The organism is Escherichia sp. TW14182 (assembly GCF_000208525.1).
In the GTDB taxonomy this organism is placed as follows: Bacteria; Pseudomonadota; Gammaproteobacteria; order Enterobacterales; family Enterobacteriaceae; genus Escherichia; species Escherichia ruysiae.
Genome location: NZ_AEJZ01000050.1, coordinates 1 through 6,925, shown reverse-complemented (window position 1 = coordinate 6,925; position 6,925 = coordinate 1). Strand labels below are relative to the sequence as shown.

The window sequence follows — 6,925 nt, the reverse complement described above, 5'->3', positions numbered from 1 at the left end:
AGCCCACATCCATGTGGGCTGCCCCGGCCTCCAGGGAACGCCTCGGCGATTTTGACGCCACCAACACCGGAGCTGTTTGTAAATCAAGTACACAAAACATCTAATGACTAACCTGACTACCTATATGTCATATCTGGTTTATCTGATATTTTAAAATATCATCTTAAATACGCCAGTCACCACCAGTAGCCCAATCAGGAAAATAATCAATACAGCCCAGAGTATAATTTTCATTGGCGTTCCTTTATTTGTGAGTGCTGAGTAAGTATAGGAAAAAATAAAACCCTTTGCCGTTATTCATAACCGATTAAGATAAATCGGAGAATATCATTTACTTACTGTATGTTTTTCTGGATATGTCGTTCTATTGCCAGTGATGTATTGCCACGCGAAACTAAAAAATATATCGCAACACACGGTAATCTCCGCGCACCTTTTCTTACCTGATTATTCACCCATGAATCGTGATTCCTTTTATCCAGCCATCGCCTGTTTTCCGCTGTTACTGATGCTGGCCGGGTGTGCGCCTATGCATGAAACCCGCCAGGCGTTAAGCCAGCAAACGCCCGCTGCACAAGTTGACACCGCATTACCCACGGCGCTGAAAAATGGTTGGCCAGACAGCCAATGGTGGCTGGAGTATCACGATGATCAACTCACTTCATTAATTAACAATGCACTACAGAACGCACCGGATATGCAGGTGGCTGAACAGCGCATTCAACTGGCTGAAGCACAGGCGAAGGCAGTTGCCACTCAGGATGGTCCGCAGATCGACTTTTCTGCGGATATGGAGCGGCAAAAAATGTCGGCAGAAGGGTTAATGGGGCCGTTTGCTCTGAACGATCCTGCCGCAGGTACGACCGGTCCGTGGTACACCAACGGTACTTTTGGCTTAACGGCGGGCTGGCATCTTGATATCTGGGGAAAGAATCGGGCGGAGGTTACTGCTCGCCTGGGTACGGTTAAAGCACGGGTGGCGGAACGCGAGCAAACTCGCCAATTGCTGGCTGGCAGCGTGGCACGTCTGTACTGGGAGTGGCAAACCCAGGCGGCGTTAAATACTGTCTTGCAGCAAATCGAAAAAGAGCAGAACACCATTATCGCGACCGATCGCCAGTTGTATCAAAACGGAATTACCTCTTCGGTTGAAGGTGTGGAAACCGATATTAATGCCAGTAAAACCCGGCAGCAGCGCAACGATGCGGCGGGAAAAATGAAAATTATTGAGGCGCGGTTAAGTGCGCTGACTAACAGCCAGACGAGCGCCTTAAAGCTGCATCCGGTCGTGCTGCCTGAAGTGACAAGTCAGCTTCCTGATGAACTGGGTTATTCCTTGCTGGCACGCCGTGCCGATTTGCAGGCGGCGCACTGGTACGTTGAATCATCCTTAAGCAGCATCGACGCGGCAAAAGCGGCCTTTTACCCCGACATAAACCTGATGGCCTTCCTGCAACAAGATGCATTGCACTTAAGCGATCTGTTCCGCCATTCCGCGCAGCAAATGGGCGTTACGGCAGGCCTGACGCTACCCATTTTCGATAGCGGTCGTCTTAACGCCAATCTCGATATTGCGAAAGCCGAAAGCAACTTGTCTATCGCCAGCTACAACAAAGCGGTGGTTGAAGCGGTAAATGACGTGGCGCGGGCAGCCAGTCAGGTTCAGACACTGGCGGAGAAAAACCAGCATCAGGCGCAAATTGAGCGCGATGCCCTGCGAGTCGTTGGTCTGGCGCAGGCGCGTTTTAACGCGGGCATCATTGCTGGTTCCCGCGTCAGCGAGGCAAGAATCCCGGCGCTGCGTGAGCGGGCGAACGGTCTGCTCTTGCAGGGGCAGTGGCTGGATGCCTCCGTTCAACTCACCGGCGCACTGGGTGGGGGCTACAAACGCTGATGATATGCGCCTTCTATACTTAACGTTTATTCAGCGTTAAGTGGAGAACTCTATGGCACAGGTCGCGATAATTACCGCCTCCGATTCGGGGATCGGTAAAGAGTGCGCGTTATTACTGGCGCAACAGGGTTTTGATATAGGCGTTACCTGGCACTCAGATGAAGAAGGGGCAAAAGAAACCGCGCGTGAAGTGGTTAGCTACGGCGTCCGTGCGGAGATGGTGCAACTGGATCTCGGCAATCTACCAGAAGGTGCGCAGGCGCTGGAGAAACTCATTCAACGACTGGGGCGTATTGATGTGCTGGTGAATAACGCGGGAGCGATGACCAAAGCGCCGTTTCTTGATATGGCTTTTGATGAGTGGCGCAAGATTTTTACCGTTGATGTCGATGGTGCTTTTTTATGCTCGCAAATTGCCGCCCGCCAGATGGTGAAACAGGGGCAAGGTGGTCGCATCATCAACATTACATCGGTACATGAACATACGCCGCTGCCGGATGCCAGCGCCTACACCGCCGCTAAACATGCACTCGGCGGGTTAACCAAAGCGATGGCGCTCGAACTGGTCAGGCATAAGATTCTGGTGAATGCGGTCGCGCCAGGTGCCATCGCCACGCCGATGAACGGCATGGATGACGGCGACGTGAAGCCCGATGCAGAGCCATCAATTCCCTTGCGGCGTTTCGGCGCAACGCATGAGATTGCCAGTCTGGTGGCCTGGCTATGTTCCGAAGGCGCAAATTACACCACCGGGCAGTCGTTGATTGTCGATGGCGGTTTTATGCTGGCGAATCCGCAGTTTAAACCGGAGTAGCGCAATGGGATATGTGGATATTTCAATGGGTATGTTGTAGGCATGATAAGACGCGCCAGCGTCGCATCAGGCATGGAACACCTGGTTCCGGATGCGGCGCGAACGACTTATCTGTGGCAACTGCTTTACGCCTGATTATCCGGCTTTTTCTTCCCGCGCCGTTTCAGCCACCAGCGCACGCCAACCACCAGAACCACGGCCAGAATCAACCAGACCCAGTGTTTCAGATGCTGATCAAGACTGTGCAACCACGGCGCAATCACCTGACCACCGGCGTAACCGATAGTGGTAAAAATCAACGCCCAGGCAAAAGCGCCGAGAATATTCAGCGGCAGAAAGATTTTCGGTGGCAACTGGCTGGCACCAATCAGCGTCGGGCCAATGACCCGAAAGCCATACATAAAACGCGTGCCAATAACAAACAGATACGGATGGCGCTGGATCAGTTTCTGTGCCCGCTCAATTTTATCCTGATGCTTTGAGATACGACGCAACAGCTTGCCGCCAAACCGCCGTCCGCACAGATAAAGCACCTGGTCGCCAATCATGCCGCCAAGCGCCACAGAAAGAACCACCAGCGGGAATTTTAATAATCCCTGATGTGCCGCAACGCCTCCCAGCAAAGTCACGGTTTCACCCTCAGCCAGACTGCCGAGCACCAGCGCGGCATAACCATATTGTGAGATGAGTGTATTGAGATCCATAGGCCAGTCTGTCTCCCTTTGGTTGCCTGTAAGCATACACCCTGTGAATTGTTTGCGCAGAAAAAGGCGTTTCATCACGCGACGCAAATTTCACGACAGGGCAAAAAATAACCACAAGCTGACTTATACTTGAACTGTCAGGTTCAGCAACTCACAAAAAGGGGGCGGTATGAGCCATGTCTGGGGACTGTTTTCCCATCCCGATCGTGAAATGCAGGTGATTAATCGTGAAAACGAAACGATTTCTCATCACTACACCCACCACGTTTTGCTGATGGCGGCGATTCCGGTGATCTGTGCCTTCATTGGCACCACGCAAATTGGCTGGAATTTTGGCGATGGCACTATCCTGAAGTTATCCTGGTTTACCGGACTGGCGCTGGCTGTCCTGTTTTATGGCGTTATGCTGGCAGGGGTCGCGGTGATGGGGCGAGTCATCTGGTGGATGGCGCGCAAATATCCGCAACGTCCATCGCTTGCGCACTGTATGGTCTTTGCCGGATATGTCGCAACGCCGCTGTTTTTAAGCGGCCTGGTGGCGCTTTATCCGCTGGTTTGGCTGTGCGCGCTGGTCGGCACGGTGGCGCTGTTTTACACCGGCTATCTGCTTTATCTCGGTATTCCGAGCTTCCTGAATATCAACAAAGAGGAAGGTCTTAGTTTCTCCAGTTCGACGCTGGCGATTGGCGTACTGGTGCTGGAAGTGCTGCTCGCTATTACCGTTATTCTGTGGGGGTACGGTTATCGGCTGTTCTAGAAAGTTCTTTTGCGTTGCATTGCTGACGTAAATGTCAGCAATGCAGCATTTCCTCACGATTCTCCTTTGACGATCGCACTTTTTGCTCGTTATGATGGCGTCGCTAGCCTCAGTAAATCCTTACTCCGGCGGTGCGCAACCCGTGCGCGTGAACCACTATCTGAATGCTCATCATGCCGAAATTTCGAGTTTCTTTATTTAGCCTGGCTCTAATGCTGGCTGTGCCTTTTGCACCACAGGCCGTTGCGAAAACGACCGCCGCTACCACAGCTTCGCAGCCGGAAATCGCTTCCGGTAGTGCGATGATTGTTGATCTGAATACCAACAAAGTGATCTATTCGAACCACCCGGATCTGGTGCGTCCGATTGCGTCAATCACCAAATTAATGACCGCAATGGTGGTGCTTGACGCACGACTGCCGCTGGATGAAAAACTGAAAGTGGATATCAGCCAGACGCCAGAGATGAAAGGGGTCTATTCGCGCGTGCGACTGAACAGCGAAATCAGCCGTAAAGATATGCTGTTGTTGGCGCTGATGTCTTCGGAAAACCGCGCGGCGGCAAGCCTGGCGCACCATTATCCTGGTGGTTATAACGCTTTTATTAAAGCGATGAATGCGAAAGCGAAGTCGCTCGGAATGAACAACACGCGCTTTGTTGAACCGACCGGGTTGTCGGTGCATAACGTTTCGACGGCCCGTGACCTGACCAAATTGCTGATTGCCAGCAAACAATATCCGTTGATCGGTCAGTTGAGTACCACCCGTGAAGATATGGCGACCTTCTCTAATCCGACGTACACCCTGCCGTTCCGCAATACTAACCATCTGGTTTATCGCGATAACTGGAATATTCAGTTAACCAAAACCGGTTTTACCAATGCCGCAGGGCATTGCCTGGTGATGCGCACGGTTATCAATAATAAACCGGTGGCGCTGGTGGTGATGGATGCATTTGGCAAATATACCCATTTTGCCGATGCCAGCCGCCTGCGTACCTGGATTGAGACCGGTAAAGTGATGCCTGTTCCGGCTGCGGCGTTGAGCTATAAAAAACAAAAAGCCGCTCAGATGGCGGCGGCGGGGCAGACGGCACAGAACGATTAAGTTTGCTTGCCTGTAGGCCGGATCAGGCGTTTACGCCGCATCCGGCATTCGGGCACGATGCCTGATGCGATGCTGGCGCATCTTATCAGGCCTACATCTGCATCAGGCATCCGGCTATATTTACTCTGCTTCCTGCCAGTTTTTCCGCTTGCTGGTTTTACCGATCCCAGGGTTCATACTGTTGGTTGGATCGTTCTCGCGATAAAACTTCTGCAACGTCTCCGGTGCTTTATACAAATGACCGACGTTATGCTCGGCAGGATATTGCGCGCCGCGCTGGCGTAACAGCTCCAGCATTTGTTCCTTCAACGCATGTACATCCACACCTTTTTTGACGATGTAATCCTGGTGGAAGACATAGCACATAAAATGGCCGTAATAGAGCTTGTGTACCAACTGGCTGTCGATCTCCGGTGGCAAATGCTCATACCACTCGGTATCGTTACGCCGCAGAGCAATATCCAGAGCCAGAATGTCTTCGACTTCATCGGAATGCACGGCCTGATAACGAATTGCCGCCCCCGCAGCGGCGAAACGGTGTAAAAATGCTTTGCTGCCTTCCTCCGGCGTACAGACAAAGAAATCACCTTCAGCCTGTTTGAAATAATCCACCAGCCACGATTTCGCTTCGCCAATGCCATCGCCCGCCATTTTTAACAGCAGATGATGTTCATATTTATCGCGCCAGCTGTTCATGCGCGGGGGTAAATGGCTGGGGAACAGATGACCGAATTTTTGCATCGCACGGTCGGTAAAATGCGGACGGAAGAATTTCACTTTCTCCAGCATCGCATCGGTACGCCCTTTGATGTTAAAGAAGAGAGGCATCTTGTCGGTGCCAAGTTTATCGATCATCAGGAAGGTGTCTTTGCCATATTTTTCCGCGATATCGTAGATATCCCGATGCATATATTCCCCTGCAACCGGCAGATTTTCGAAATTAGCCAGAATATGGCGGCGGATTTCAGTCAGCACTTCCGGCTGATTGGTGCCTATATAAAACACCTGCTGATTTTTTTCTGCTTCGAAGGTATCAAGACGTACCGCGAATACTGCCAGTTTTCCGGCGCAACCGGAGGATTCAAACAGGCGATCCGGGTCGGCGTTATAACGTGCGGGTGTGTCGGCTTCAATATCCCTAACGCGGTGAACATAATCATAATCGTGGGCGTGACGACCATCGTGGCGAACATCATCTTCTTTGATACGATCGTCATCCAGCTTGCTGAGGATCTGCTCTGGTGTTTCGCCCAGATCAATCCCCAGATGGTTCACCAGCGTCAGTTTGCCGTCTTCATTTATGCGCGCGAATAACGACATTTCGGTATATGCCGGGCCACGCTGCACCAGCGAGCCGCCGGAATTATTACAGATACCGCCGATGACCGATGCACCTATGCACGACGAACCAATCACCGAGTGCGGTTCGCGACCCAGCGGTTTGAGAGCTTTTTCCAGCGAATAGAGCGTGGTGCCAGGATATGCCAGCACTTGTTCGCCCTTGCCGAGAACGTGCAGTTTGTCGAGACGCAGGGTGCTGATGATCACGATATCGCGATCATAGTCGTTACCGTTTGGCGTCGAGCCTTCGGTCAGACCGGTATTGGCGGCCTGCATCAGAATAATTTTGTCGGCGGTAACGCAGGCTTT

Annotated in this window: 7 protein-coding genes; 4 read left to right on the top strand and 3 right to left on the bottom strand. The window is 52.0% G+C overall.

What is annotated here, in order from left to right:
* Positions 1 to 150: 150 nt before the first annotated feature.
* Positions 151 to 234, bottom strand: a complete 84-nt coding sequence (yohP, locus tag EQY_RS26705) for a small membrane protein YohP (protein ID WP_000691708.1) — start codon at positions 232 to 234, stop codon at positions 151 to 153.
* A 223-nt stretch (positions 235 to 457) separates the two neighbouring features.
* Between yohP and mdtQ the strand changes: the two genes are divergently transcribed.
* Both mdtQ and EQY_RS0104995 read left to right on the top strand, forming a co-directional pair.
* The gene (gene mdtQ / locus EQY_RS0105000) at positions 458 to 1,894 is read left to right on the top strand and encodes a multidrug resistance outer membrane protein MdtQ (protein ID WP_001078098.1); all 1,437 of its coding nucleotides are present in this window, start codon (positions 458 to 460) and stop codon (positions 1,892 to 1,894) included.
* 52 nt (positions 1,895 to 1,946) lie between these two features.
* Positions 1,947 to 2,708: an SDR family oxidoreductase gene (locus tag EQY_RS0104995; RefSeq protein ID WP_000079566.1), complete on the top strand. Its 762-nt coding sequence runs from the start codon at positions 1,947 to 1,949 to the stop codon at positions 2,706 to 2,708.
* Positions 2,709 to 2,833: 125 nt separating this feature from the next.
* Here the strand turns inward: EQY_RS0104995 and EQY_RS0104990 are convergent, their stop codons facing one another.
* Positions 2,834 to 3,412 (bottom strand): DedA family protein, encoded by a 579-nt coding sequence (locus tag EQY_RS0104990; protein WP_024212410.1) that lies wholly within the window; start codon positions 3,410 to 3,412, stop codon positions 2,834 to 2,836.
* Between the two features lie 169 nt (positions 3,413 to 3,581).
* Here EQY_RS0104990 and EQY_RS0104985 point away from each other — a divergent pair, with 169 nt between their 5' ends.
* Complete coding sequence (locus tag EQY_RS0104985; protein WP_000020073.1) at positions 3,582 to 4,169, top strand: Yip1 family protein; 588 nt, start codon at positions 3,582 to 3,584, stop codon at positions 4,167 to 4,169.
* Positions 4,170 to 4,342: 173 nt separating this feature from the next.
* Positions 4,343 to 5,275 carry a D-alanyl-D-alanine endopeptidase gene (gene pbpG, locus EQY_RS0104980; protein WP_010347193.1) on the top strand — a complete coding sequence of 311 codons (933 nt, stop codon included), beginning with the start codon at positions 4,343 to 4,345 and terminating at the stop codon, positions 5,273 to 5,275.
* A gap of 120 nt (positions 5,276 to 5,395) precedes the next feature.
* Here pbpG and dld read toward each other — a convergent pair.
* On the bottom strand, positions 5,396 to 6,925 hold a 1,530-nt coding region (dld, locus tag EQY_RS0104975), incomplete at its 5' end, for a D-lactate dehydrogenase (RefSeq protein ID WP_000564034.1).

Coding starts and splice junctions, on each gene's coding strand:
- EQY_RS0104995 (WP_000079566.1), top strand. CDS start 1,947: ATGGCACAGGTCGCGATAATTACCGCCTCCGATTCGGGGATCGGTAAA.
- EQY_RS0104985 (WP_000020073.1), top strand. CDS start 3,582: ATGAGCCATGTCTGGGGACTGTTTTCCCATCCCGATCGTGAAATGCAG.
- pbpG (WP_010347193.1), top strand. CDS start 4,343: ATGCCGAAATTTCGAGTTTCTTTATTTAGCCTGGCTCTAATGCTGGCT.
- mdtQ (WP_001078098.1), top strand. CDS start 458: ATGAATCGTGATTCCTTTTATCCAGCCATCGCCTGTTTTCCGCTGTTA.
- yohP (WP_000691708.1), bottom strand. CDS start 234: ATGAAAATTATACTCTGGGCTGTATTGATTATTTTCCTGATTGGGCTA.
- EQY_RS0104990 (WP_024212410.1), bottom strand. CDS start 3,412: ATGGATCTCAATACACTCATCTCACAATATGGTTATGCCGCGCTGGTG.